This is a genomic window from Pseudomonas sp. 51_B (assembly GCF_017491595.1).
Taxonomy (GTDB): Bacteria; Pseudomonadota; Gammaproteobacteria; order Pseudomonadales; family Pseudomonadaceae; genus Aquipseudomonas; species Aquipseudomonas promysalinigenes.
Genome location: NZ_JAFGYW010000001.1, coordinates 515,902 through 537,447, shown reverse-complemented (window position 1 = coordinate 537,447; position 21,546 = coordinate 515,902). Strand labels below are relative to the sequence as shown.

General features: G+C 55.9%; 24 protein-coding genes. 14 read left to right on the top strand and 10 right to left on the bottom strand.

The annotated features are described in order from the left end of the window. Positions 1-45 precede the first annotated feature (45 nt). The gene (locus tag J5M56_RS02485) at positions 46-2,985 is read left to right on the top strand and encodes a right-handed parallel beta-helix repeat-containing protein (RefSeq protein WP_207869495.1); all 2,940 of its coding nucleotides are present in this window, start codon (positions 46-48) and stop codon (positions 2,983-2,985) included. 51 nt (positions 2,986-3,036) lie between these two features. Here the strand turns inward: J5M56_RS02485 and J5M56_RS02480 are convergent, their stop codons facing one another. Next, positions 3,037-4,059: a glycosyltransferase family 61 protein gene (locus J5M56_RS02480; protein WP_207869493.1), complete on the bottom strand. Its 1,023-nt coding sequence runs from the start codon at positions 4,057-4,059 to the stop codon at positions 3,037-3,039. Positions 4,060-4,335: 276 nt separating this feature from the next. On the opposite strand from J5M56_RS02480, the gene J5M56_RS02475 reads away from it, so the two are divergent. Beyond that, positions 4,336-4,773, top strand: a complete 438-nt coding sequence (locus tag J5M56_RS02475; protein WP_207869491.1) for a structural protein P5 — start codon at positions 4,336-4,338, stop codon at positions 4,771-4,773. Next, entirely contained in the window at positions 4,770-5,270 is a 501-nt protein-coding gene (locus tag J5M56_RS02470) for a DUF2514 domain-containing protein (protein ID WP_207869489.1), read from the top strand. Before J5M56_RS02475 ends, J5M56_RS02470 begins: the two co-directional genes overlap by 4 nt. Positions 5,271-5,547: 277 nt before the next feature. Here J5M56_RS02470 and J5M56_RS02465 read toward each other — a convergent pair whose 3' ends face one another. Next, a complete protein-coding gene (locus J5M56_RS02465) occupies positions 5,548-5,931 on the bottom strand; it encodes a hypothetical protein (protein WP_207869487.1) in 384 nt (127 codons plus the stop codon). Between the two features lie 230 nt (positions 5,932-6,161). Between J5M56_RS02465 and J5M56_RS02460 the strand changes: the two genes are divergently transcribed. The 3 genes from J5M56_RS02460 (at position 6,162) to J5M56_RS02450 (ending at position 9,582) form a co-directional block, all read left to right on the top strand. Beyond that, a complete protein-coding gene (locus J5M56_RS02460; protein WP_207869485.1) occupies positions 6,162-6,521 on the top strand; it encodes a S24 family peptidase in 360 nt (119 codons plus the stop codon). A 342-nt stretch (positions 6,522-6,863) separates the two neighbouring features. Next, positions 6,864-7,985 carry a site-specific integrase gene (locus J5M56_RS02455; RefSeq protein ID WP_207869483.1) on the top strand — a complete coding sequence of 374 codons (1,122 nt, stop codon included), beginning with the start codon at positions 6,864-6,866 and terminating at the stop codon, positions 7,983-7,985. A 127-nt stretch (positions 7,986-8,112) separates the two neighbouring features. After that, entirely contained in the window at positions 8,113-9,582 is a 1,470-nt protein-coding gene (locus J5M56_RS02450; RefSeq protein WP_243430417.1) for a hypothetical protein, read from the top strand. A 199-nt stretch (positions 9,583-9,781) separates the two neighbouring features. Here the strand turns inward: J5M56_RS02450 and J5M56_RS02445 are convergent, their stop codons facing one another. The 7 genes from J5M56_RS02445 to J5M56_RS02415 form a co-directional block, all read right to left on the bottom strand. Next, positions 9,782-10,057, bottom strand: a complete 276-nt coding sequence (locus tag J5M56_RS02445; protein WP_112898808.1) for a pyocin activator PrtN family protein — start codon at positions 10,055-10,057, stop codon at positions 9,782-9,784. 374 nt (positions 10,058-10,431) lie between these two features. Then, the gene (locus J5M56_RS02440; protein WP_207869481.1) at positions 10,432-10,620 is read right to left on the bottom strand and encodes a hypothetical protein; all 189 of its coding nucleotides are present in this window, start codon (positions 10,618-10,620) and stop codon (positions 10,432-10,434) included. Then, the gene (locus J5M56_RS02435; RefSeq protein ID WP_207869479.1) at positions 10,617-10,745 is read right to left on the bottom strand and encodes an AAA family ATPase; all 129 of its coding nucleotides are present in this window, start codon (positions 10,743-10,745) and stop codon (positions 10,617-10,619) included. Before J5M56_RS02435 ends, J5M56_RS02440 begins: the two co-directional genes overlap by 4 nt. Beyond that, the gene (locus tag J5M56_RS02430; RefSeq protein WP_207869477.1) at positions 10,742-11,239 is read right to left on the bottom strand and encodes a hypothetical protein; all 498 of its coding nucleotides are present in this window, start codon (positions 11,237-11,239) and stop codon (positions 10,742-10,744) included. Before J5M56_RS02430 ends, J5M56_RS02435 begins: the two co-directional genes overlap by 4 nt. An 85-nt stretch (positions 11,240-11,324) precedes the next feature. After that, positions 11,325-11,570 (bottom strand): pyocin activator PrtN family protein, encoded by a 246-nt coding sequence (locus tag J5M56_RS02425; RefSeq protein ID WP_207869475.1) that lies wholly within the window; start codon positions 11,568-11,570, stop codon positions 11,325-11,327. Positions 11,571-11,572: 2 nt separating this feature from the next. Further along, complete coding sequence (locus J5M56_RS02420; RefSeq protein ID WP_207869473.1) at positions 11,573-12,076, bottom strand: hypothetical protein; 504 nt, start codon at positions 12,074-12,076, stop codon at positions 11,573-11,575. Between the two features lie 298 nt (positions 12,077-12,374). Further along, positions 12,375-13,079 (bottom strand): LexA family transcriptional regulator, encoded by a 705-nt coding sequence (locus J5M56_RS02415; protein ID WP_207869471.1) that lies wholly within the window; start codon positions 13,077-13,079, stop codon positions 12,375-12,377. Between the two features lie 97 nt (positions 13,080-13,176). Here J5M56_RS02415 and J5M56_RS02410 point away from each other — a divergent pair, with 97 nt between their 5' ends. The 5 genes from J5M56_RS02410 to J5M56_RS02390 all read left to right on the top strand — a co-directional run bounded on the left by J5M56_RS02410 (position 13,177) and on the right by J5M56_RS02390 (position 17,862). Then, positions 13,177-13,401: a YdaS family helix-turn-helix protein gene (locus J5M56_RS02410; protein ID WP_207869469.1), complete on the top strand. Its 225-nt coding sequence runs from the start codon at positions 13,177-13,179 to the stop codon at positions 13,399-13,401. Between the two features lie 125 nt (positions 13,402-13,526). Continuing rightward, entirely contained in the window at positions 13,527-14,015 is a 489-nt protein-coding gene (locus tag J5M56_RS02405; RefSeq protein WP_207869467.1) for a phage regulatory CII family protein, read from the top strand. Beyond that, positions 14,008-14,211, top strand: a complete 204-nt coding sequence (locus tag J5M56_RS02400) for a TraR/DksA C4-type zinc finger protein (RefSeq protein WP_182408538.1) — start codon at positions 14,008-14,010, stop codon at positions 14,209-14,211. Before J5M56_RS02405 ends, J5M56_RS02400 begins: the two co-directional genes overlap by 8 nt. Then, positions 14,208-16,988 (top strand): bifunctional DNA primase/polymerase, encoded by a 2,781-nt coding sequence (locus J5M56_RS02395; protein WP_207869465.1) that lies wholly within the window; start codon positions 14,208-14,210, stop codon positions 16,986-16,988. The genes J5M56_RS02400 and J5M56_RS02395 overlap by 4 nt, the downstream gene beginning before the upstream one ends. A 325-nt stretch (positions 16,989-17,313) precedes the next feature. Next, complete coding sequence (locus tag J5M56_RS02390) at positions 17,314-17,862, top strand: hypothetical protein (RefSeq protein ID WP_207869463.1); 549 nt, start codon at positions 17,314-17,316, stop codon at positions 17,860-17,862. A 138-nt stretch (positions 17,863-18,000) separates the two neighbouring features. Here J5M56_RS02390 and J5M56_RS02385 read toward each other — a convergent pair whose 3' ends face one another. Further along, the gene (locus J5M56_RS02385) at positions 18,001-18,351 is read right to left on the bottom strand and encodes a hypothetical protein (RefSeq protein WP_207869461.1); all 351 of its coding nucleotides are present in this window, start codon (positions 18,349-18,351) and stop codon (positions 18,001-18,003) included. Positions 18,352-18,409: 58 nt separating this feature from the next. On the opposite strand from J5M56_RS02385, the gene J5M56_RS02380 reads away from it, so the two are divergent. From J5M56_RS02380 to J5M56_RS02370, 3 genes are all read left to right on the top strand, one after another. After that, positions 18,410-18,757, top strand: coding sequence for a phage holin family protein (locus J5M56_RS02380; protein ID WP_207869459.1), 348 nt, complete (start codon positions 18,410-18,412; stop codon positions 18,755-18,757). Between the two features lie 160 nt (positions 18,758-18,917). Beyond that, positions 18,918-19,499: a terminase small subunit gene (locus tag J5M56_RS02375; RefSeq protein ID WP_207869458.1), complete on the top strand. Its 582-nt coding sequence runs from the start codon at positions 18,918-18,920 to the stop codon at positions 19,497-19,499. 4 nt (positions 19,500-19,503) lie between these two features. After that, positions 19,504-21,546: a phage terminase large subunit family protein gene (locus J5M56_RS02370; protein WP_207869457.1), complete on the top strand. Its 2,043-nt coding sequence runs from the start codon at positions 19,504-19,506 to the stop codon at positions 21,544-21,546.

Sequence of the window (21,546 nt, the reverse complement as noted above, 5' to 3'; positions counted from 1 at the left end):
AAAGACCGGCGAGAGCCGGTTTTTTTGTGCCCGGAGAAAAATCCAATGGCTTACAACAGCGCCCACACCGGGCCAGAAATCGATGCGGCCGTACAGCTGCTGGGGCAGATTCAGGAAGCACGAGATTCAACCAGCCAAGACCTGATCGAGGTCAAGGACCTTGCCGCTCAGGTGAAGATCGACGCTGGCCAAGTGTCGGCCCAAACCGAAACCGTTACAGCCAAAGCTTCGCAGGTATCCTCAAGCGCAGTGGCAGTAGAGCAGGCCCGCTCCGAGGTGGAGGGGGCCACCGCGATTGCCCAGGAGGCTAAAGACGCAGCGGCGGCTTCGGCGGCTTCTGCCCTTGAAAGCCAGGGTGCTGCGAGCGTCAGCGAACAGGCAGCCGCCCAAAGTCAGTTGGCGGCAGGCCTTTCCGAGCAGGTTTCGGCTGAGAGCGCGGCTGAGGCAACCGCGGCCGCAGAACAAGTTGCAGCTGACCGTGCTTCCGCGGCGGCCAGCGCAGCCAGCGCAGCAGCCAGCGCACAGAATGCCGAGGCCGTGGTAACCGGTGGTACGGCATCCGTCACACCTGGCCCCGGATTGATCCCACTGGCCGACGCTCAGGGAAAGATAGATGGCGACTGGGTGCCGGATGACATCGCACGGACCGATGCGCTACAGGCCGTCGCCAATACTGCGGCCGGGGCCGCTGATGATGCAGCAGAAGCCAGGTCTCGCACTTCCAGTTTTCTGCTCCCATCGCCGGAAGCGCCAAATCTGCGAGATGACGGCAGCCCGCTCCAGGCTGGTGATCGGTACTTCAACTCTGTTGAGGAAGCCGAGTACATCTATACCGAAGCAGGGTGGTCAGACAACGATAGTCTTCAGGCGCTCAATGATTACAAGGATGAGATTGCCGACCCTTCTGCAGGCGCGAGCCAGGTTGGATGGGATAACGGTACGGTAGCCGAAGCCTTAATTCACCTGAAAAGCATTTCCAATGTTGCTGCATTGGCTTTGTACAGTGGTCCAGCCACGTCGTGCTGGATTCGAGACTCCAACCAGTTTGGGCAGTTCGCAGTTGACCCGCTTGACACAACGTCAGTAGCAAACGCAATAACCGTTGTTGTTGATCCACTTGGCCGACGCTGGAAGCGCAAGTACTGCGGATCAGTGAATATTCGCTGGGCTGGCGCAAAAGGTGACGGATCCGATGATACTGCAGCCATCCAGAAATGCCTGGATCTATTCCGGAGCGTTTACATCCCAGAGGGTGAGTTTTGGGTGACCAGCCTTCAGTTTAAGGGAGGGAAGCTGCACGGACCCGGGGCTGATGCGGTGCTAAGAAAGATCGGCGAAGGCCCAATGATTCAGGCCTACGGATCTCTTGGCGAGACAGTTCTTCTTTCCGCTGCCCCGGTAGTCGGGGACAACGTTATTACTCTGCAATCGTCAGTGACAACTTTCTCTCCAGGTGAGTGGGCGATAATCGAGTCTATGGATCCTGTTTATCCAGGCGAAACAGGCGGAAGGGCTGGCGAAATCGTCAGGGTTCAGTCCCAGTCCGGAACTACGATCCTACTTCACGCCCCCGTAATTTTCACCTATACCACAGGACAAGGGGCAAGACTGAGGAAAGTAAACTGGATGGATAGCCCGGTTCTGGAGAGATTCCAGATCCGAATGAACCCAGCAGCAAACGCAGACCTGTACAGCGACCAAGCAGACGCTGTGGATTTCATGTTCTGCCTAAATCCCCAGAAAATTCGCGTAAGCGTTCGAGAAGGAAAGCAGGCTGCTGTTCGACTGACTGGATGCGTGAATGGGCTGGTCGACACGTGCCGAGCTGAAGACCTCGCTTCGGCAAACGATGATGTAACTGGAGGGTTTGGGTACGGCGTGCATGAGCGGGCTGCAAACATAGGTCTCATTGTGCGCGGCGGTCATTACACGAGAGTTCGTTCCGCGTACACCACCGGCTTTGGATTCAACTCAATTTATCCACATGGTGTGTCAGTCAATGCGCTCGTAACTGGCAACGCAGCAATTGACACATTCTCTGGAAGTTTCACAACCCACCCATCAGGTATTTACACAATACTGTCGTATAACTCGATACATGGATGCAGATCCAGCGCTATAAATATTCGGGCCAAGGGAACAATGGCGCTTGGAAATATGATTTCTAAGTGCATCGGAGCCGCAATTTTGATCGTTTATGACAATGGCGTGGTCTCGGATGCCGTTGTAGATAGCAACACTTGTATGGACACCAATCAGGGGATAACTCCGTCTGGGGAGGATCATCGAAACTTCGGAGCCATCCAAGACAGCGGACCTAACTCGGTCTTGACAAATAACAAAATATTCCGTTCCGGGGGTCCGGCTATTAGGTTGGTGTCTACCAGGGATACAACTATGACCGGTAATAAGGCCTTCAATCCATGCCAAAAAACAACTACTCGCAAATATGCGTTTGGAGGGGATGTTGCGGGTTTGGCTAACGACTACATTTTGTTCTCTGATAACCATTGCTCATCTTCGGATGGTAAAGTTACAAACTTGGTACAGAAACCAAACAACACTATCCTTGAGGGTACTGGGAATACCGCAAAGGGTATTGCTGGGTCTCTATACGCTGGCGAGGCTACCAACTACTATCTTACCGGCAGTAATGGAAGGTCTAACAAAACAGGGCGTGGTAGAGCAGTTACAGTGCGTCTTGTTTCGGATAACTTAAACCTAGAGCAGGATGCTGTAAGATCAAGTCTCATTGTTGTATGGGCGGAGGCTGGATCTTCTGTCGACAGCATGACTTCAATCACTGGAGGCTTTGAAGGTGATGAGCTCATGTTTAGATGCGTTGATGGTAATACGATCACTATCGTGAATGGTAGCGATGCTACCAATAACATACGCACTCTATCAGGTAGTAATTTGGTGTTGTCAGGAGCATTTCAGATAGTTCGTTTTGTGAAATATAACTCGCTATGGATTCAGTGCTGATCATATCAGGGCATGGGATTTAGTATGCTTCCCATGCCCTGACATTCAGCTCTACCGATTCGCGACTTTCTCAAGCATTTTCCTGAATGGATCAACAGGAACTTCATAATGGTGAGCGATATTGAAACCAGTTATTTGGTAGGCCATTCGGTGCTGCCTTAAAGCTGCTATGTGTGTTTGTACTGGGTTAACCAGCCCAACCACACCTATAAGTATGTCTTCATTGGAAAACAATGAGGTATGAAGAGCTGACCCAGATAGCCCAACAACGCTTTTCCCAGACCTGAAAATCTTCACTTGTTCCGCCCAGGTCATAGATTCTGGAGTTATTATCGAAAATCCAAACTCGCTTTTTGCGATTTCTACAAGGTATTCCTCGTTGTTGCACGTTCTCCGAGTTTTGGAAAATGGCATGGATGCTCTTGATACAAAGTAATTTCCAGTCTTCACAGCTTCGTGATTTGGCAGCCCATCAATGGATTCAATAAGTCCTTTGACCTCTGGGTGGAATCCATGGGCATAGTATGGATAAGTTGGATATGCTCCGTTCTTGAGCCTTATTCTCTCTTTCCTTGGATCAAAGGATATTGTTGAGCCTTCGCCGAGAAGATAGCTTTCTATTATATTTCTCATCCATTTCGGTGAGTCTGATCGCAGAAGAACCTTAGGCGTTACTCCTTCCTGCTTGAGAAGGTTTATAGCGGCAAGAAGTCTTGGTAGCATCTCTATTAAAAAGTGTCCGTAAATCTCAAATCCCCAACCTATTGCACAAATGCATGGGTCTTCTATTTCTCGGACAGGAAGCGTAGATTCTTCAACTGGGTTTGAGAGCGAATTTTCGTAAATCCTGCTCCTCCAATAAGCCGGCATAAGCATTGGCTCGATAATAAGCTTGTTATCTCTCCACAGACTCCCCATTCCGGAAACTATTATGTCTCCAGAATAAAAGCATGCAATTGGAAATTTCTCGGGGTGAGCCTTATGCCACTGCACTATTCGCGGGTCTGACGAGTCATCCGCATGAAATGGATGCCTCGAATTTAGTGGTCCCATTTCAGGGAATAGAGATTTCATGTTGACTCTAAACTTAGAGCTAAGTGCTGCTTCAATGCCATCAATTGTTTCTATCACAGACGTACCTGTCCTTTCTGAGTTGACTCGTTGCGAAAATTCTACACGCTTGCGGCCGTCAGGCCGACCCCCCCTCTTGAGGAATGTTGAGCCTTTATCATCTCTCGTTGAGATCTTTTTTCGGAGAAAACCAGCAATGCCAATTACAGAGCAGCAGCTGCTGCAGATCCTCCCCAAAGCCCGCCCAGTAGCGGGCATTTTTTTGCCTGGAGAAAAACCATGACCACACCCCGAGGCATCCGCAACCGGAACCCCGGCAACATCGATTTCAACCCACGCAACGACTGGCAAGGCCAGATCGGCAAGGAGCCAGGCGGCCGCTTCGCCATATTCGACACGCCTGAGAACGGCATCCGCGCTCTGGGCAAGCTGCTGATCAACTACCGGGGGAAGGACGGCATGCTCGGCGTGGGCGGGAAGGGCATCGACACGGTGCTGGAGACCATCAACCGCTGGGCGCCCAGCAACGAGAACGATACCCAGGCCTACGCCTCGGCTGTGGCCAAGCGCCTGGGCGTGCGCACCACTGACCCGATCAACATCAAGGACCCAGCCACCCTGCGCGGCATGGTGCTCGGCATCATCATCCACGAGAACGGCGGTAACCCATATGCTCCGGCGATCATCGATGAAGGGGTGCGGAGGGCGCTGGCATGACGTCTTGGGCCATCAGGGTGGCAGTTCTGCTGGCGCTGCTGGTTTCGTACTGGGGCGTCTACCAGCACGGCCGATCAGTAGAGCGAGCAGAGGCTGCAACAGCAACGGCAAAACGCGACAGCGGTGACCGGCTGGCCGAGATCATCGGAGAGCGCGGGGCCCGACAGGAAGAACAGCGACGCGCCCAGGCGCAAGAGGAGGCGAGAGCTCATGCCCAAGAAGAACGAACGACTGCTGATGCTGGTGCTGCTGGGGCCGATGCTGCTGGCCAGCGGCTGCGCGACGAAGCTGGAAAGCTCGCCGCCACCGTCGGTTGCCCCGGCACGGATTCCGCCGCTATCGCCCGAGGCCAGGCAGCCACCCGCGCCGCCATGGTGCTCTCCGACCTGCTCGCACGGGCTGATGCTCGAGCGGGAGAACTGGCGAAAGCTTATGACCGAGCCCGAATAGCAGGCAGGCAATGCGTGTCTGAGTACAACGGATTGTTCAAAAAATGATTGGTAAGTTAGTACACGTTCGCCCGGATGTTTGTGAAAGTATCTTCCACGAGCTTCTTTCCACCTTCGCCGGACCCGTGATACATGCTTTTTAGGAAGCTAAGAGTGTGAGCTGCAGCATCTTCAAAGTTCCATGAGACTCTGTCGAATTCACAGTTGCTAAGCTCAAAAGTGCCAAATCCTCGATAGGTTACTTTGCAGTCTATGAATTTGCATTCGCGAAATTTATTAAAATCTAAATCAATACTTTCGTTGGTGAACGTTTTTTTGGTAAAAATCATTTGATATCCACATCCTTAAGTTTGTTTATAAGGCTGTCTACAGAATTTGCTGCTGGCCGGTATTTGTACTCTTTCAGAAGCCATCCAAGGCTCACGAAGAGAGCTATATAAAATACTGCTTTCCATACAGACTTTTCTAATAAGAAATCCTTGAAGTCTGTGGTCAGGAGCGTAATTAGCAGCGTCAGAGCAATGCCTAGCGGAGCAATCCATGAATCTCTCGATCTGAAAATATCAGAGTTTTCCATTAAGGCAATGCGCAGCTTGTCTTGCGTGATCGTGATTACTTCGCTTGAAGTATTAATGTGTATTCGAGACGCTGTCATTGTCCCGATATTGTATGACTTCGGAGGATTCTCGTTTTCGTTTAGTTCAAGCATTTCCTTTAAGGATTCCGTGAGAAATGTCAAGACGTTTTGGGCGCAGGAATCCGTACTCGATTCATCGCGATCAGAGCAAAGCAACTGAACATACTACTAAAGGCTGCAGTTAGGTCAACCGCGGTTTCTCTGCCAATGCTTCACAGCCCCTCTGTCGTCGGCTGCTCTTTGCTGTCCATTGTCCATGCATATACTATACTGTATACATATACAGTATAAGGCCCACCGACATGCCACTCACCATCCCAGCCCAAAATGACAGTATTCATGGGTCGATCGACGATCTGCTCCAGCTACGCACGCCTAGCGTTTACCTGGTCAGGGTTGAGGGCGACAGCATGCAGGGAGCCGGCATCTTCTCCGGCGACCTGCTAATCGTGGACAAAGGGATCGATGCAAGACATGGGCACATCGTCATCGCCGCTGTGAACGGTGAGGCCTGCTGCAAGCGAATGGTGGTCCGGGATGGAATGGTGATCCTGGCACCTGAAAATCCCAAGTACCCGTCCCGGTACATCATGGCGGGGGATCACTTCGAGGTGTGGGGTGTTGTGACGCACAGCATCCGGGATCATGATCGTCGCCTTTGAGAAACACCGGCAATGCCAAACCCGAGTGTCACTAATTTCCTGCCTAAACAATGACCACTCAACAGGTCATCCTGCCCAACTTGCTGAATTTTTGCTTTAGCAAATCTTCAAGCGTCATATTGGCCCCGTAAACACGGGGCCTTCCCGATTAATCGACCCGATCCATCATGGGGGCAACGCTGAAGCGGCGTGACGGCTCAGAGCGCGTCGTTCCTGGCTTGGCGCTTGATTTTGCAGTGATTTCGTTCAACGTGTTTCGTACCGATTTTCGGGGGTTTTGGGGCTTTTTTACCAAGCGCTTGGTACAATGTACCAATCGAATCAGGACGTGTACCAATTCTCATGGCAACGATCAGACCCCGTAAGAAGGCCGACGGCTCCATTAGCTATACAGCCCAGATCCGCATCAACCGCGATAAGGTGACAGTCTACCAAGAGAGCCAGACGTTCGCCCGCAAACAGGCGGCGGTCGCCTGGGCTAAGCGACGGGAAACCGAGTTGGCTGAACCTGGTGCAATCGAGCGGGCCAGCCGGGTAGGGCACACGGTCAAGGAGATGATCGAGCGCTACTTAGTCGAAGCCGAAAAAGCCCGGCCGCTGGGTGAGACGAAGCGGCGGACGCTGAATGCCATCAAGAACAGTTATTTCGGCGAGAAGGTAGATTCCGACCTCACCCAGCAGGTGCTGGTGGATTACGCGCTCTGGCGCATGAGCCCTGAAGGTGGAGGTATTAAACCGCAGACGGCCGGCAATGACCTGGCGCACCTGGGGTCAGTGCTGTCCCTGGCCAGGGCGGCGTGGGGGTATGAGATTGACGCGCAAGCAATGCCAGATGCGCGGCTCGTGCTGAAGAAGTTCGGCTACAACCTGAGGAGTCGAGAGCGCGATCGGCGTCCTACGCTCGATGAGATCGATAAGGTGATGGTGCACTTCTTCGAGATACTGCAGCGGCGTCCGAGCGCCATCCACATGCCCAAGGTAGTAGCGTTCGCGGTTTTTTCGACCCGCCGGATGGACGAGATTACACGCATACGATGGGAAGATTTGGATGAGCACCGTCAGGCAGTGAAGGTGCGGGACATGAAAAACCCCGGCCAGAAGATTGGCAACGATGTTTGGTGTTACTTGCCGGATGAGGCGTGGATCATCGTGCAGAGCATGCCCCGAGAGTGTCGCGAGATATTCCCGTACAACACGGACTCAATCGGCACAGCCTGGTCGAAGGCGTGCAAGATGAAAGGAATAGAAGATCTTCACTTCCATGACTTGCGTCACGAAGGGGTGAGTCGGTTGTTTGAAATGGACTGGGACATACCGAGGGTCTCAAGCGTATCTGGTCACCGGGATTGGAACTCGCTGCGCCGTTATACCCATTTGCGTGGCCGAGGGGATGGGTATAAAAGCTGGAAGTGGCTGGATCAGATCATTCAGGCACCGGTTAAACTCGGCGCCCGGGCTGAGTAGGCTGGTGGGTAGCGAAGCTACCTCTATAAGCGTTTACTGGTGGTAGGCATCGGCTGTGGGTCGATTGCGGTCAGTCGCGAAGGGCTGCTTTCGGCCTTTTATAGCCATTCAACCCTTTACGAAACCTATGTCGATTCACGCCACCATCCGCTACAACGACACAAACCACACGCCCCCGACCTCAACCAAAATTTATGTATGGAAAATCGTAGAGTCGACAGATAATATCAGACTGATGGCTCGCGAAGGGGAGAGGCGAACAGTGACAGTAAATCTGGTAAATTTTGATGAGCTAGCTGGCAACCTTAGTAGCCTGTCATTCAATGTCGCAAATATCAACAAACGCTTTACCACAACCACCCTCTATGAACAGTTATTAAAAGAAGATGCCACTGTAGTAAGCGACGTTTCTCTAGATAAACGGGAGCGCTTTTTCACCACTACCAACCCCGTATTTTTGCGCCGCATCCATTTTACGGGCGTCAATCTAAAAGGGATTGAATTGGTTATCTACACCTCAGAGGGCACCACTCGGACTGTCTCAGTGCCGTCAGAAACCAAAGGCGGATCTGTAGCAGTCATCAACGAGTTCTGTGTAAAGTTTTCAATCAAGACTAGCAGTAAGTTTTCAAAGCCAGCGCTCAGAAAAATTAGCATTTGGGGCTTTGATTTTATTAATGTTCAGAAGACAAAAACTGGCATTCAGAATTATATCAACGCAAACAACAATGTTGAAGAGTTCATCAAGCAGGCTCGACTGGAGGTGAGCAACCTTCAGGCCAGCCATGATGGACTCATATCCGACTCTACCTCTTTAGCTGAGTCTATCGAAACCCTGACCGCTGAGTCGGCTGAACTTTCAGCCAATGTCAATACGGAAATGGCTACACTCGGTCAGATCAAAGCATCTCTCAAAGACTCCGAAACCGATCTGACCAAGCTCAACGCTGAAATTGAGGCAAAGCATAGCAATGCGCAACAATTAGATCGGGAGCGCAAAATTCTTAACGACGAAATTGCTTTGCTAAAACAAGAACTATCAAGCCTAGTGAATGACAGGAACGTGATTTCGGATGAATTCACTGATTACGTGAAGGAAGGCAAGGCTCAAGCAAGAATCTATCTCGCACTCATGATCTTACCTTGCCTTACCATTGGCCTATGTGCATACCTAATTCATAATGGCGCAAGCAACCTAGTATTTGCTCATTATGCTGCGCGAGAAGACATGATTGCAGCATTAATGCTTCGAATTCCGCTTGCACTCGCATTAGGGGCGGCGATCTATTACTCTTGGCTCATCGGCTCGGCTTTCCTGAGAAAGATTTTTAGCATCCAAGAAGAACGCCTGACTTTAGCCAAATTGCTCGTATTGGCGAAAAACACCGTGTTCTCTACAGCAGAAGACTTGGGCATTGATCCTAAAGAGAAATTCTACCTGCGAACACGGCTAAAGATCGAACTTCTGAAATCGCACCTAGCGAAGGATATCGGATCTGAAATGAGATTGATGGAGCTTGAGAAGCTGACGATACCACCTCGTAATGACCTAGGTACTGAGGATGAGGATGCCGAGACTCAAGCCAAGTCAAAATAACCTTCGATTTGAGCTACAGGTGCTCTATTCCGGCAACGAAGAATGGCGCACTAGATAGAATCTGCGTCCGACACTAGCAGGCAGAATTTAGAATGTAGGTAAAGGGCCGCTAAGGGTCGTTAGCTGCCCTCGCCAAAGGCAGGTCCGGGTTGATTGTCGACGTCAACGGGACCTTGCCAGGCGAGGTGCAATCTCCCGATTAGCCGGCCCGAAGCGTCCTGTTCAATTGCGCACATTCCTTAAGGGCAGCCTCCCGCTGTTGATCCAAGTATTGCGCCAGATCGGCAATATGAATGCCTCGTGCGCTCTTCTGGCTTGTCTCGAGCCTAGTGATAGGAAGCTTGATCTGTCCCGCAAGAACCTTCCGCTGAAACATGTCTGGAGTGAGGTGGGTGAAGTAGTCGGCGCACACCTGATCGATTGGAATGATGGCTAGCCCGTTGTATTGTGCCATCAGTATGAATGCCGTGTTCACGGCTTGCGCCCTCGCATGATGATGAAGCCAGCTGCTTGACGAGTTTTGGAGCAGTGGCCGTGATTGCCCTTCACGCGAGCCGTACCGCAGATGTCGCAAATGTACGACATGGCTGGCCGAAGCATTGGCTGCATACCCTTGGGCGTGCGAGTGGAAGGCGTGTAGGTCGATGTGTCGATCACAGCGAATACCTCTTATGGACTTTGCGAGCGTTCGGGCTCAGCGCTAGGAGCTCAAGGTTCGTGGCACTGTTTACAGTCGATAACGGGCCTGTAGCAGTGGGCTGAGCGGCGCTGCTGCGATACAGCTTGACCAGGGCGGCGATTAGCGCCTCTGCGAGCGCAAGGCTGATCAGTTGCCAAGTGTGTGTTGGGTTACGCATGGATGCAGGCCTCAAGTACGTGCTTGCGCGCGAGTTCGAACAGCTCGTCGGCTGACACTGGTCCCACGAGTTGCTCGCCGTTCTGCACGGCTTCCAACCGTGTACGGTACAGCCCGGCCTGGCCGAGCCACGCGGCTGCATTGAGCTTGGCGTCAGGTGTTGAATGCTCGTGCTGGCTCATACTGCCTCCCGTTGAGCCACGCTCAAGTCCAGGCCGAGGGCCCTAGCAATGACATGGGCCTTGGTGGTTTTGCCGCAGCCGGATGGGCCGTGGACTACGCAGCTGCGATGGGCGTGGGTTGTCATGCTGCAGCTCCTGCGATAGCGGCGCTGCCAGGGGTGCTGCGCAGTTGGGCGTGGATCCGCTTGGCCAGCTCGTCAATAAAGTCTGCCAGGGCGCCTGCTCGGGCTGCCTCCGCTTCGGTTTTTAGGGCTTTGAAAGTGCGTTGGGCAAGGCGCATCGTCGACGAGGCGCTGACCAGCCTCTCGTAGTCCGCCTTGGTCACTGGCAAGCCGGTGTACGACATGATGCGGGCTTCCAGCACGGCGATACTGGATTTGAGGTTGGCGACAGCCAAGTGGTGCTTACGCTGGCCAGCCTCGGACTGGATCCTGGCCTCGTCCAGATCATCCTGCAGGCCTTTGATCTGCAGCTTGAGGTCCGCCCGCTGTTGCTGTCTGCCTGTGTCCACGCCACGGGTGAAGGTGCGGTGGCGCATTCTTGGGATGATGATGGTCAGGGCGATGAGGCTGATCAGCCACACGATGGCCATGGCAAGTACTTGTTGATGCGGTTGCATGTGCTGTGCTCCGAGATGGCCCACCACCGGGCAAGGTGAGAGTCGGTGGCAGGCTGGGTGCCCCTGCTGGCCGGGGCCGCCTGGTTCAAGCGGATCGGGTAGAGCGTTCTGCCTGCCGGTCGAGGTAATCAGCCAAGTTGTGCAGATACACCACGTATGAGGCTTTCTTGGAGCAGTCGAGCTTGCTCACGCGAAGATCAATCCGCCCCTTAACAATCAGTTCTTTGAACCGCCGATCCGAGCCAATGTGAGAGAAGTAGCGCTCCCTCACAGCGGACAACGTCGGGCAGGGGGTGGAAAACTCGCTGCGCAATTGTTCCAGGGTGCTCATGCTCACTTCCCAAGATCGTCGGGGCCGGGCTGGAGCTTTGCGCGCACCGCGGCAGCGAGGTGCTCTTTGCTGGCACCGGTTACAGCGACGCAGACATCGCCCTGGTCATCAGTCACCACGGCGCCGAGGGGTAGTTGCCGGTTTACGGTGGCGATGACGTAGGCGGTTTGACCGGTCTGCAGCACCTCTTCAATGCTGACCTGCGCCTCCATGAGTGCCAGCGCTTCTTCTGACTGGGCACCGGTGTCAGCTCGGCCATTGGCCAGATCCTGTACAAAGTCCCTCAAGGACTGACACTTAGTGGAGAGGGCGCGTGGAAGGCTCAGGCTGCTGCAGAGCGGCCCAACGGTCACCTTGATGCAGTGGTGGGTGTTGTCGTTTTCGATCTCTATCTGTGCGTCGACCGTGACCTCGGGGCGCTGCAGCTTGCAGGTCGCTGTGCCGCCGTTATCCAAGGTGCGCTGGAGCAACATGATCTGGCGGAGGGAGATCTGGAACTCACTCATGCTGCACCCCCGGTGGCAGGTACGGCGTGGGCTTTGCCATCCAGGCTAACCACTAGTCGCAAGCCAGTGCTGCGCTGGAATGCCTGTATTTTCGCAAGGCTGCTGCAGGCGGTTGGGTGAATGAGGACCGCTACCGATCCGTTGTGCTGTGCTGATTTCATTCTTCCGTGTCCTTGATGTGAGAGTGGGCACAGGACTGAAATTAGCAAAGGCTAATTAATTGAGCAATAGCAAATGCTAAACTATCTAGGCGTGGTTGCTTCCCGGCAGATGGCCGGTAGGAAGCAACCCGGGCTTGTTAGAGCTTCTTGGCGTTCCAGGCCAGCAGGACGCGGGCTTGGATATGCATGCGCTCGATCATCGACTCGTCGATAGTTATGGGGGGGTAGACTGGGTTGTCGGAGATCATCCGCAGTTGGCCACCGGTCAAGCGTTGCAGGCGCTTGATGTAGAGGTCGCCGTCGAGGGTGAAGACGTAGATGGCGTCTGTTCTCACCTCGGTGATCCCGCGATCAACAAGTAGAGCATCTCCGTCCGCGAACGTTCCAGACATGCTGTCACCATCTCCAGTGATGATGGCCAGATTGTCGACATTCGAGAAGGTGAGGCCCTGCATCCTGAGCCAGTCGAGGTGTACCGTCATGTCGCGGATGACTTCAATGTGCATTTCCGGGGCTGCCTTGCCATGTCCCATCGATGCCGCGATATCGAGATGCGGGATCAGCACGAAGTTCTTGTCTTTTGCCGCTCTAGTGGGCAGGCGAACCACGTTGGCTGGGGCTTCAGTGGATGGCTCCTTTGAGAAAGGAGATGTCAGCGTCCCTGCAGGAAGCCCAATCTTGAGCTCCAGATTAAGCGCAGCCTTTTCCCCCAGCTTGCGATGGCCGTTGAGTAGTTGGGACAGGTACGAGGCATCTAGGTCGTGAGCTTCAGCAAATTCCTTCTGGCTCAGTGCACCCATGATCGTACGGAGGGAGGCGATACGCCTTTCGTTGATATCCATAGCGTGATGATTGCTTTCCGTTAGCAAACAGTAAATTACGACTTGCTATTGCCTTGCTAATTAGCAATTGCTAATCTCGCCTGCAATGGAGGTGTCTATGACGCTTAGCGAGTACTTAAAGACGATGGACAAGGAAGGGCTCGAAGCTTTCGCACGACGATGCGGGACGTCTGCTGGCCAGTTGAAGCAAGTGGCCTATGGCAATCGTCGCGCTAGTGCGGGATTGGCTGTTTGCCTAGATCGAGAAACGGTTGGGGTGATTCGTTGCGAAGCACTGCGTCCGGACATCGATTGGGCTTATTTGAGGCAAGTGAAGGCATAGGTGCTGGCCCAGGGACTCTCACCTCCCTGGTCCAGCTACGACGACGCACAGCACAGTACGGTCGTGGCTGTAGGATAGGTCTTACCTTATCCCGTGGCTACACCGTAAATCGAGGATTTACGGTTATGAGTCGCATTGATCTACTGCCGGACGCAGGTCCGGTTCTCGCCTTGCGGCAGGCGCTCTACCGCGCCGGTCGCGATTATCACGGTGGTATTACGAAGTTGGCCTTTGACATGGTCATGGACGTGGATACCCTGCAGAAGAAACTCCACCCCACAGAAGAGCGCCGCTGGCCAACGCCCGACGAGATCGAGGAGATCGTGCGCTGGACCAAAGATACGCGGCTGCTTGATGCTCTCGTCCGCCCGGCCGGTGTCGTTTGGTATTGCCCGGAGCCTGTTCCGGCGACCAATGAAGCTCTACAGGCCGTGGCAAAGCTGCTTGAAGAATCCAGTGAGTTCGTTGGCAGTCTGCACGATGGCGCTGCTGACAATATCTGGACAGAGGACGAGGTGCTGGATCTTGAGCACCGCGGGATGGATGTAATCCGCCAGGTACTGGCGATAATGGCGGGTGCTCGCCAGGCCATGGAGGACGAAGCCCATGGCTGACGCCGTTGATTTCGCCAATGACCACGCGGAGTATTTCCTGCAGTTGTCGCTGCAACGCCTTGCCCGGCTCCCTGAAAAGCCCAGTGCCCAGTTCTGTGAAGACTGCGATGAGGCCATCCCGCTGGCCCGTCAGCAGTCTGTCGCGGGATGTGAAACCTGCGTCGATTGCCAAGGCCTGCGGGAGCGACGCAGATGAGCGAGCGCCCAACTCGTGCAACAGCTGATTGGGCGCGGCGTTACATTGAAACCTTCGATCTCGCCCTTGTTCCGATTGAGCCCGGTGAGAAGGGTCCGAAGGGCGCCGCTTGGAACAGGCCTGGAGGCTACTTCACTGATGCTTCGAAAGCCGAAGCGTTCTGGACTGAGAACCCGAGTCACAATCTCGGTGTTGTGCTCGGGCCAAGTCGTGTCTGCTCGCTTGACGTTGACGATGTTGAGCTGACTCGGCTGGTTCTCCAGCAAACCCTTGGAATTGACGTCGATGCACTCGCTGATGCGTATCCGACCTCTATTGGCAATCCTGAGCGATTCCGCGTGATGTTCCGCGTTCCCGACGGCGTGGAGCTGAGTCGCCGCGCTCTGGTGTGGCCCAATAAAAACGACCCTGATGGTGCCATCTACAAAGGGATCATGGCGCAAGTGATCGCTGCCAAGTCCGCTGGAGATACTCAACGCGAGGCGGCCTTCCGTATGGCGGCTGATCCCTTCAAAAAGGTGACGGTCTTCGAACTGCGGGGCGGCCTGGTACAGGACGTCTTGCCACCATCCATTCACCCTGGCACTCAAAAACCCTACACATGGCGAACTCCCCCAGCGGCAGAAGGCTTGCCCGAGTTGCCCGCCGACTTGTTAGCCATCTGGCAGGACTGGGATGCGTTTAAGCCAAAGGGCGAGGCCGTTTGCCCGTGGAAGCCGAAGGCGGCAATGCCTGCTCCGGCAGTTCGTCCACCTGCCAAGCCTTCATCATCTGCAGCACGAACCGGTGAACGGCTCCCCGAGGTTATTCCTGAGTTCAATCGCATTCACGACATTGCCACGATGATCGAGGCGCACGGTTACAAGCGAATTGATGGCAAGTGGTTAAGCCCGCACAGCAGCTCCGGTGCACCTGGCGTAACCATTACTGATGGCAAGCTCTTCTCGCATCACACCTCGGACCCGCTGGCGAACGGACACAAGAACGACGCGTTCGACGTGTTCTGCATCCTGATGCATGACGGCGATCAAAGGGCTGCGACGAAGGCTGCGGCGCAGATCCTCGGCATAGATGCGAAGTCCCGTCCGCCGGTGCCGCCACCACTGGGCGAACTTCCCTGCACCCCATCTGTTGTCGGGCGGGCCGATCCGGCTGCGCTCGTTGTCAGCGAGGTCGATCACCTTCCCCGCGCACCATCGGATGATGAAGCGCCAAGCCCGGCTGGCTCCTCGGCCCAATGGGGGGCAGGGGGTAGCACCCTAGATATCGACGGTGCGATACGCCGATTTGCCTTGGTCGAAGGGACCACCAGCGTGTGGGACTTGGATAAGGGGCGGGCGATGAAGCGTGCCGGATTCGAGGCCCTGGTTGGGAAGCCGCTGGCCAAGGAATGGGTGGAGCGAACCGACAAGAAGCTGATTGCCTCCGAGCAAGTGACAGAGCTTGAACAGGCCCGAAAGATGTCCAGTAAGAAGGGTGGAGCGCTGAAACTCGAGCCGCTCGACCGGTATATCTATATCGATGGGACGAAAGAGGCCTGGGATCGCGAGAAAAAGCGGCGTCTACCTGAGGGCAGCGTAAAGATGGCCTTGGGCGATGCCTATCAACTCTGGCTGAACAGCCCGGATCGGCGGGTGGTAGACGTCGACCATATCGTCTTCGACCCGACCATGACCAAAGATCCGGCGATATACATCAACACTTTCGAGGGCTTGCCGCTTATGCCGGTTCGCGACGATGCCGCGTGCGAGAATCTACGCTGGCTGATTGCGTTTCTTTGCAACAATGACGCTGAGGCGCTGAATTGGCTAGTCAAGTGGCTTGCTTTCCCGCTCCAGCATATGGGCGCGAAGATGGACACCGCGATCCTGTTTCACTCGACCATGGAGGGTTCGGGCAAGAGCTTGCTGTTCGCAGACATCATGGGTGAGCTGTACGGTCGCTATGGTGCGACCGTTGGTCAGGCCCAGTTGGAAGGCAACTTCAACGCCTGGCAAAGCGGCAAATTGTGGGCAGTGTTCGAAGAAGTTGTAAGTCGCGACCAGCGCTACAACCAGGTCGGCAAGATCAAGCACATGATTACCGGCAAAACCGTGCGGATGGAGTCCAAGTTCATCAACGGTTGGGAGGAGGCCAACCACATGAACTCGGCGTTCCTGAGCAACGAGATCATGCCGTGGCCTCTCAGCGAAGACGACCGGCGCATGCTGGTGATGTGGCCTCTGGAGACGCTGCCCCCGGAGCGGCAGAAGGCGATTGCAAGAGAGCTGGCGAGCGGTGGGGTAGCTGCCTTGTACGGGTGGTTGTTGGACGTTGACCTCGAGGACTTCAACCAGCGAACGCGTCCACCGAAGACTGAGGCACGACAGCGGCTGGTTGAGCTGAGTCGCACGGCCTGGCAGACCTTCTTCTGCCTTTGGCGCAATGGAGAACTCGGGTACGGGCTATGGGGCTGCTGCCTGACCTCGGATGTATATGCCATGTTCATTGAGTGGTGTGCTCATAACAAAGAGCACGCCATGAGCCAGACCAAATTTTCCCTAATGCTCAGCGCGAAGGTGGAGAAGACGAGGGCCATTCCCTGGTCCGATCTATCGACGGGGCACGGTACCCGGCGCTTCGCAGCGTTCTTCATGCCCAGCGACGGCGATCCTTCCCTGCCCCCATCCATGAATGCGGCCGAGCTGGGCAAGAACGTTCGCGAGTGGCGCGAGCGAGCGAAGCTCGCGGGTTGGACGGTGGAAGCCTGGGACCACGTCAAGAGGGTTGCAGCATGACTACGCCGGTAAGTGTGTTGAGTGTGTTGGGTTGGTGTTGGGTTAATTTTCGCAAGCCAACACAGATTCAGGCCCCGGAATCCGTGATTTGGCGGCAATGTGTGTTGGGTGTGTTGGGTCCGCGCACGCGCGCGCGCATGCGATCTACTCCAACTGATGGAATCGAAGGGTGGATAAATCTCTATGCGAACTCTGAAAAACTCAACACACCCAACACACTAAACACAGATGCTTCCAATCTATTGAATTTACTGGGTTTCGAGTGTGTTGGGTTTGTGTTGGGTTGGCCAAAAGTGTGTTGGGTGCTGATTTCGGAGGACTGGCGATGACTATGGATGTGGAAATACGCCTTCAGCGTCTGGTGCAGCTGGCTCAGCATCAGAAGGACGTGGCGACATCGATCAATGTAACCGAACGCCTGCGCCTGGTAGGCGAGCTGATGCAGCATTGGGGCGAGCAGCGCCGCCAGTTGGGTTTGGAAGCCAGCCTCGGCAGCCAGATGGGAACGATTATGGAGTGGAAAGGGGCTGCCCCCCGCACAGGCTCTTCAGGTGCACGGATTCTGATGGCGGGCGCCGGCCTGGATCACGCTGCTGCCGAGGTCGATGCTGCAGTTGCTGAGCTGGGTCGTGGGGATGAGCGGGCAGCAACGCTAGCCAAGCTTGCCGAGCTTCGTTACTTCCATCAGATCACGATCAGGGAGCAGATACGCTTGGTCGGGCTTGCTGAAGGTGCGGATCGGACCTACCGAAACTGGATCAAGGCCCTGCACCTGCGAGTATTTGCCCAGCTGGCCGCCCGCGCCGGCCGCGTTCGGCAGCAGACCGTTCGTCGGGTCACTATGCGACTTGTGTGCAACATCGATGCTACATAGCCACCACATGGCGACGAAACGAAAACAGCCCCTTTTCGGTTTTTCCGGCGACCTGTAAAAAGTCCCCACGATATCAAAAGTGCGCTTAGGCACTCTTCAAAGCCCCGACTCTGGTTGGGGCTTTGCTTTTCTGGTGAATCAAGTTTGGGCGTGCATTGGAAAGTCTTTCTTGATGATGTCCTTTAGCCAGAATATAAAGAGCACCATCCCAAAGAAGAAGTACGAAGCAGCGTTCCATATATTCATTAAGAGGATCAGCAATTCGCCCCGAGTCGGTGCGGTTTCAGGAACACTGAAACGGTAGATTTCCCAACAGTTCACGGCCGTGACAAACGCCGCCATCAACACCGGGGTTATTTTCGTAGAGTGCTGCCAAATCTGCTTCAGGATCTTCCTCAGTTCAGCACGTTGTTCAGGCTTAAGCGCTACGCAGCTGACCAAGACTGCAAACAGCCCACCGATAGTGCCCAGGGCGCTCAGCACAGTCATAAAGATATCCATCACCTCACCCTCACAATAATCGTTAAGCAGGATAGTGGAGTCTCGTATGACCAATGAGCAACAAGCATTAGTGGAAATGCCACTTTGGATGGTGATTGTGCTTTCGCTAGTCGGAGGTGTTTCAGGAGAGATGTGGCGGGCTGACAAGGCGGGGGCTCGCGGTTGGGGGCTTATTCGCCGGTTGGCATTGCGGTCTGGTGCCTGCGTCACCTGCGGGCTTTCGACCAACATGCTGCTTTATGCCCTCGGCGTTTCGGTGTGGGCGGCGGCAGCGGTCGGATGCCTGACCGCCATGGCCGGTGCCGATGTGGCGATCAACCTGTACGAGCGCTGGGCCGCCAAGCGGCTGGGCCTCGAGCAGCCGCCGTCGCAGGCCGAGGAGCCGGGGCAGTGACCCGACCGGTAGCCCCGGCGGGGCAGGGGACCCTGGTGAAACCGACGGAGTACGGGACCGGGAACCCGCGGTTCTTTGTTAGCGGGAGGTTCACCAGCTTAGTGAACTGCGGTGAACTGGTTAACCCCCTGAATTCATTGGGTGAACTGGACGTTTCCACATGGCGTACCTGACGAAATCGGAGTTCGCTGCCCGTCATGGATGGTCGAAATCCTACGTTTCCAAACTGGCGAAACAGGACCGCTTGGTGCTGGCCGACGACGGTAAGGTCGACGTCGAAGCCACTGAGCTGCTGTTGGCGCAGTCCGCCGATCCGAGCAAGGCGGCTGTCGCTGCCCGGCATGAGGAAAACCGAGTCGAGCGCGATGTCCGAAGCCAGCTCCAGCCCGGCCTCGGCCCTGCAGCGGTGCTTCAGCCTGATCCGGCACCCGGCGGAGCTCACAACTTCCAGAAGGCGAAGGCGCACCGCGAGTACTACCTCGCCCAGCTGGCCGAAGCTGAGTTCAACAAAGTCCAGGGCAATCTGGTCGAGCGGCAGGCTGTTGAAGATGCCGCGTACTCTGCGGGGCGGATGCTTCGCGACCAGTTCTTCGGCCTTGCGCCGCAGCTGGCAGCTGAGCTGGTCGCAATGACCGATCCCTGGGACATCGAGAAGCATCTAGTGGACGCCTTCCGCCGCGTCTTCACTGAGGTCGGCAAGATGAACAGCGCCGACCTTTCGAAAGCCATTTCACAGAGCTGAGCCTATGCCCACCGGATACGCAGACGGTGCCGAGGTGTACCGCGAAGCGTATTGCAGAGGGCTGAAGCCTGACCCCGATCTGTGGGTAGACGAGTGGTCGGACGAGTACATGCGCATTCCGCGTGATACCGGTGCCGCAGAGCCTGGCAAATACCGCACCGCGCGCACACCGTACGCCCGCGAACCTATGCGCTGCCTGTCGCCTGCCCACCCGTGCAAGCGGGTGGTGACCAAGGTCGCCTCGCAGCTGATGAAAACGCAGATTGCTCTGAACTGGATCGGCGCGCTTATCCACATGGCGCCGTCCAACATCCTGACGCTGCTGCCCAGTCTTGCCTTGGCCAAGCGGGTGTCGTCGCGGATCGGCAAGACGATCGAAGCCACGCCCGAACTCAAGGCGCGTGTGGCGGCCAACCGCTCCAGGGATGCCCGCAACACCATGGACACCAAGGAGTTCGAGGGCGGCACGTTGTTCGCCACCACGGCAGGCTCGGCAGCCAACCTGTCCGAGCTGTCGGCGCGGTACATCTACGGGGATGAGGTTGATCGCTGGGAGGTCGACGTCGACCAGGAGGGCGACCCCATTAAGCTGGCCGAGGCCAGGGGCAGTACCTTCGGTCGCAATGCCAAGTTCTATTTCTCCAGCTCACCGCTGATCAAGGGGGCGTCGCGAATCGACGACCTCTTCATGATGGGCGATCAGCGCCACTTTTACGTGCCGTGCCCGACGTGTGGACACATGCAGGTGCTGAACTGGGACCGCCTGCTGTACTCGGCGGACTTCAGCACTGTGCACTACCAGTGCGCTGGGTCGGATTGTGATGTGCTGATCGAGGAGCACCACAAGAGCGAGATGCTGGCCAAGGGCGAGTGGCGCGCGCATGCGAAAGGGGACGGCGAGACCGTGAGCTTCCACCTCAACGCGCTGTATGCCCCGTTGGGCTGGCACTCGTGGACAATGCTGGCCCGCGAGTTTGAGGAAGCCAAGCGCGCCCAGGACCGTGGCGACTTGGAGCCCATGCAGGTGTTCTACAACACCCGCCTGGCCGAGGTGTGGGACAGTGCGATTGAGCAGACCAAGGCCGAAGCGCTGCAGGCCCGTGCGCTACAAGAAGATTACGTGCTCGGCACATTACCGGCGGGGGCGCTTGCGCTGACTGCCTCCGTCGACGTCCAGGCCAACCGCCTGGAGCTGATGGTCATGGCCTGGGGCGCCGGCATGGAGTGCTGGGTGGTCGATCACCAGGTGATTCCCGGCGACCCGGCCGACGAGCGTACTTGGGCGCTGCTCGATGACCGCCTCAAGATTCGCTATCGCCACCCTTGCGGCGTGAGCCTGGCGATTCTGGCTACTGGCATCGACTCCGGCGGCCATCACACCCACGAGGTCTACCAGTTCACCCGCGTGCGCCGTTGGCGCAACGTGTTCGCGCTCAAGGGGGCGAGTAAGCCAGGACGGCCTGTGATCGCCCAGCGCCCATCGCAGGTGGACGTAACCTGGAAAGGTCAGACCGAGCGCAACGGCGCCGAGCTGTGGATTGTCGGTACCGATACGGCCAAGGACTGGATCTACAACCGCTACAGCTTCGAGATTGGCCCCGGTGCGCTGCACTTCGCCAAGGACCTGCCGGACGAGTTCTTCCAGCAGTGCGTGGCTGAACGCAAGATCGCCCGCTATGTGAAGGGCTACAAGCGGATCGAATGGGTCAAGAGCAAGGCCTCGCGTAACGAGGCGCTGGACCTCATGGTTTACAACCTGGCCATGGCCAATTTTCTTGGCCTGCACCGTTACGGCGAACACGACTGGGACAAGCTGAGGCAGGCGCTCGCGCAGGCCAGCCTGTTCGACCAGGGCGATCAGCAGCCAGCCCGGCCCCAGGCCAACGCGCCGGTGCCTGATGCCCAGGATGAAGACGATTCGCCGCCACCCGCTGCTCCGGTGCCGGTCAGGCGCTCCGATCCGCCCCTGCCACAGGCGCTCCCGCGTGCCGCGCCCCAATCCGTGCAACGCCGCAGCTCCAGCAGCGGCTACCTAAAGAGACGCTGA

What these genes read in the sequence shown, in the direction of transcription:
- J5M56_RS02485 (WP_207869495.1), top strand. Translation starts at nt 46, where the DNA reads ATGGCTTACAACAGCGCCCACACCGGGCCAGAAATCGATGCGGCCGTA.
- J5M56_RS02480 (WP_207869493.1), bottom strand. Translation starts at nt 4,059, where the DNA reads ATGAAATCTCTATTCCCTGAAATGGGACCACTAAATTCGAGGCATCCA.
- J5M56_RS02385 (WP_207869461.1), bottom strand. Translation starts at nt 18,351, where the DNA reads ATGACTGTGCTGAGCGCCCTGGGCACTATCGGTGGGCTGTTTGCAGTC.
- J5M56_RS02475 (WP_207869491.1), top strand. Translation starts at nt 4,336, where the DNA reads ATGACCACACCCCGAGGCATCCGCAACCGGAACCCCGGCAACATCGAT.
- J5M56_RS02375 (WP_207869458.1), top strand. Translation starts at nt 18,918, where the DNA reads ATGGCGTACCTGACGAAATCGGAGTTCGCTGCCCGTCATGGATGGTCG.
- J5M56_RS02410 (WP_207869469.1), top strand. Translation starts at nt 13,177, where the DNA reads ATGACGCTTAGCGAGTACTTAAAGACGATGGACAAGGAAGGGCTCGAA.
- J5M56_RS02395 (WP_207869465.1), top strand. Translation starts at nt 14,208, where the DNA reads ATGAGCGAGCGCCCAACTCGTGCAACAGCTGATTGGGCGCGGCGTTAC.
- J5M56_RS02465 (WP_207869487.1), bottom strand. Translation starts at nt 5,931, where the DNA reads ATGCTTGAACTAAACGAAAACGAGAATCCTCCGAAGTCATACAATATC.
- J5M56_RS02400 (WP_182408538.1), top strand. Translation starts at nt 14,008, where the DNA reads ATGGCTGACGCCGTTGATTTCGCCAATGACCACGCGGAGTATTTCCTG.
- J5M56_RS02450 (WP_243430417.1), top strand. Translation starts at nt 8,113, where the DNA reads ATGTCGATTCACGCCACCATCCGCTACAACGACACAAACCACACGCCC.
- J5M56_RS02455 (WP_207869483.1), top strand. Translation starts at nt 6,864, where the DNA reads ATGGCAACGATCAGACCCCGTAAGAAGGCCGACGGCTCCATTAGCTAT.
- J5M56_RS02425 (WP_207869475.1), bottom strand. Translation starts at nt 11,570, where the DNA reads ATGAGCACCCTGGAACAATTGCGCAGCGAGTTTTCCACCCCCTGCCCG.
- J5M56_RS02420 (WP_207869473.1), bottom strand. Translation starts at nt 12,076, where the DNA reads ATGAGTGAGTTCCAGATCTCCCTCCGCCAGATCATGTTGCTCCAGCGC.
- J5M56_RS02415 (WP_207869471.1), bottom strand. Translation starts at nt 13,079, where the DNA reads ATGGATATCAACGAAAGGCGTATCGCCTCCCTCCGTACGATCATGGGT.
- J5M56_RS02405 (WP_207869467.1), top strand. Translation starts at nt 13,527, where the DNA reads ATGAGTCGCATTGATCTACTGCCGGACGCAGGTCCGGTTCTCGCCTTG.
- J5M56_RS02380 (WP_207869459.1), top strand. Translation starts at nt 18,410, where the DNA reads ATGACCAATGAGCAACAAGCATTAGTGGAAATGCCACTTTGGATGGTG.
- J5M56_RS02435 (WP_207869479.1), bottom strand. Translation starts at nt 10,745, where the DNA reads ATGACAACCCACGCCCATCGCAGCTGCGTAGTCCACGGCCCATCCGGC.
- J5M56_RS02470 (WP_207869489.1), top strand. Translation starts at nt 4,770, where the DNA reads ATGACGTCTTGGGCCATCAGGGTGGCAGTTCTGCTGGCGCTGCTGGTT.
- J5M56_RS02430 (WP_207869477.1), bottom strand. Translation starts at nt 11,239, where the DNA reads ATGCAACCGCATCAACAAGTACTTGCCATGGCCATCGTGTGGCTGATC.
- J5M56_RS02460 (WP_207869485.1), top strand. Translation starts at nt 6,162, where the DNA reads ATGCCACTCACCATCCCAGCCCAAAATGACAGTATTCATGGGTCGATC.
- J5M56_RS02370 (WP_207869457.1), top strand. Translation starts at nt 19,504, where the DNA reads ATGCCCACCGGATACGCAGACGGTGCCGAGGTGTACCGCGAAGCGTAT.
- J5M56_RS02440 (WP_207869481.1), bottom strand. Translation starts at nt 10,620, where the DNA reads ATGAGCCAGCACGAGCATTCAACACCTGACGCCAAGCTCAATGCAGCC.
- J5M56_RS02390 (WP_207869463.1), top strand. Translation starts at nt 17,314, where the DNA reads ATGACTATGGATGTGGAAATACGCCTTCAGCGTCTGGTGCAGCTGGCT.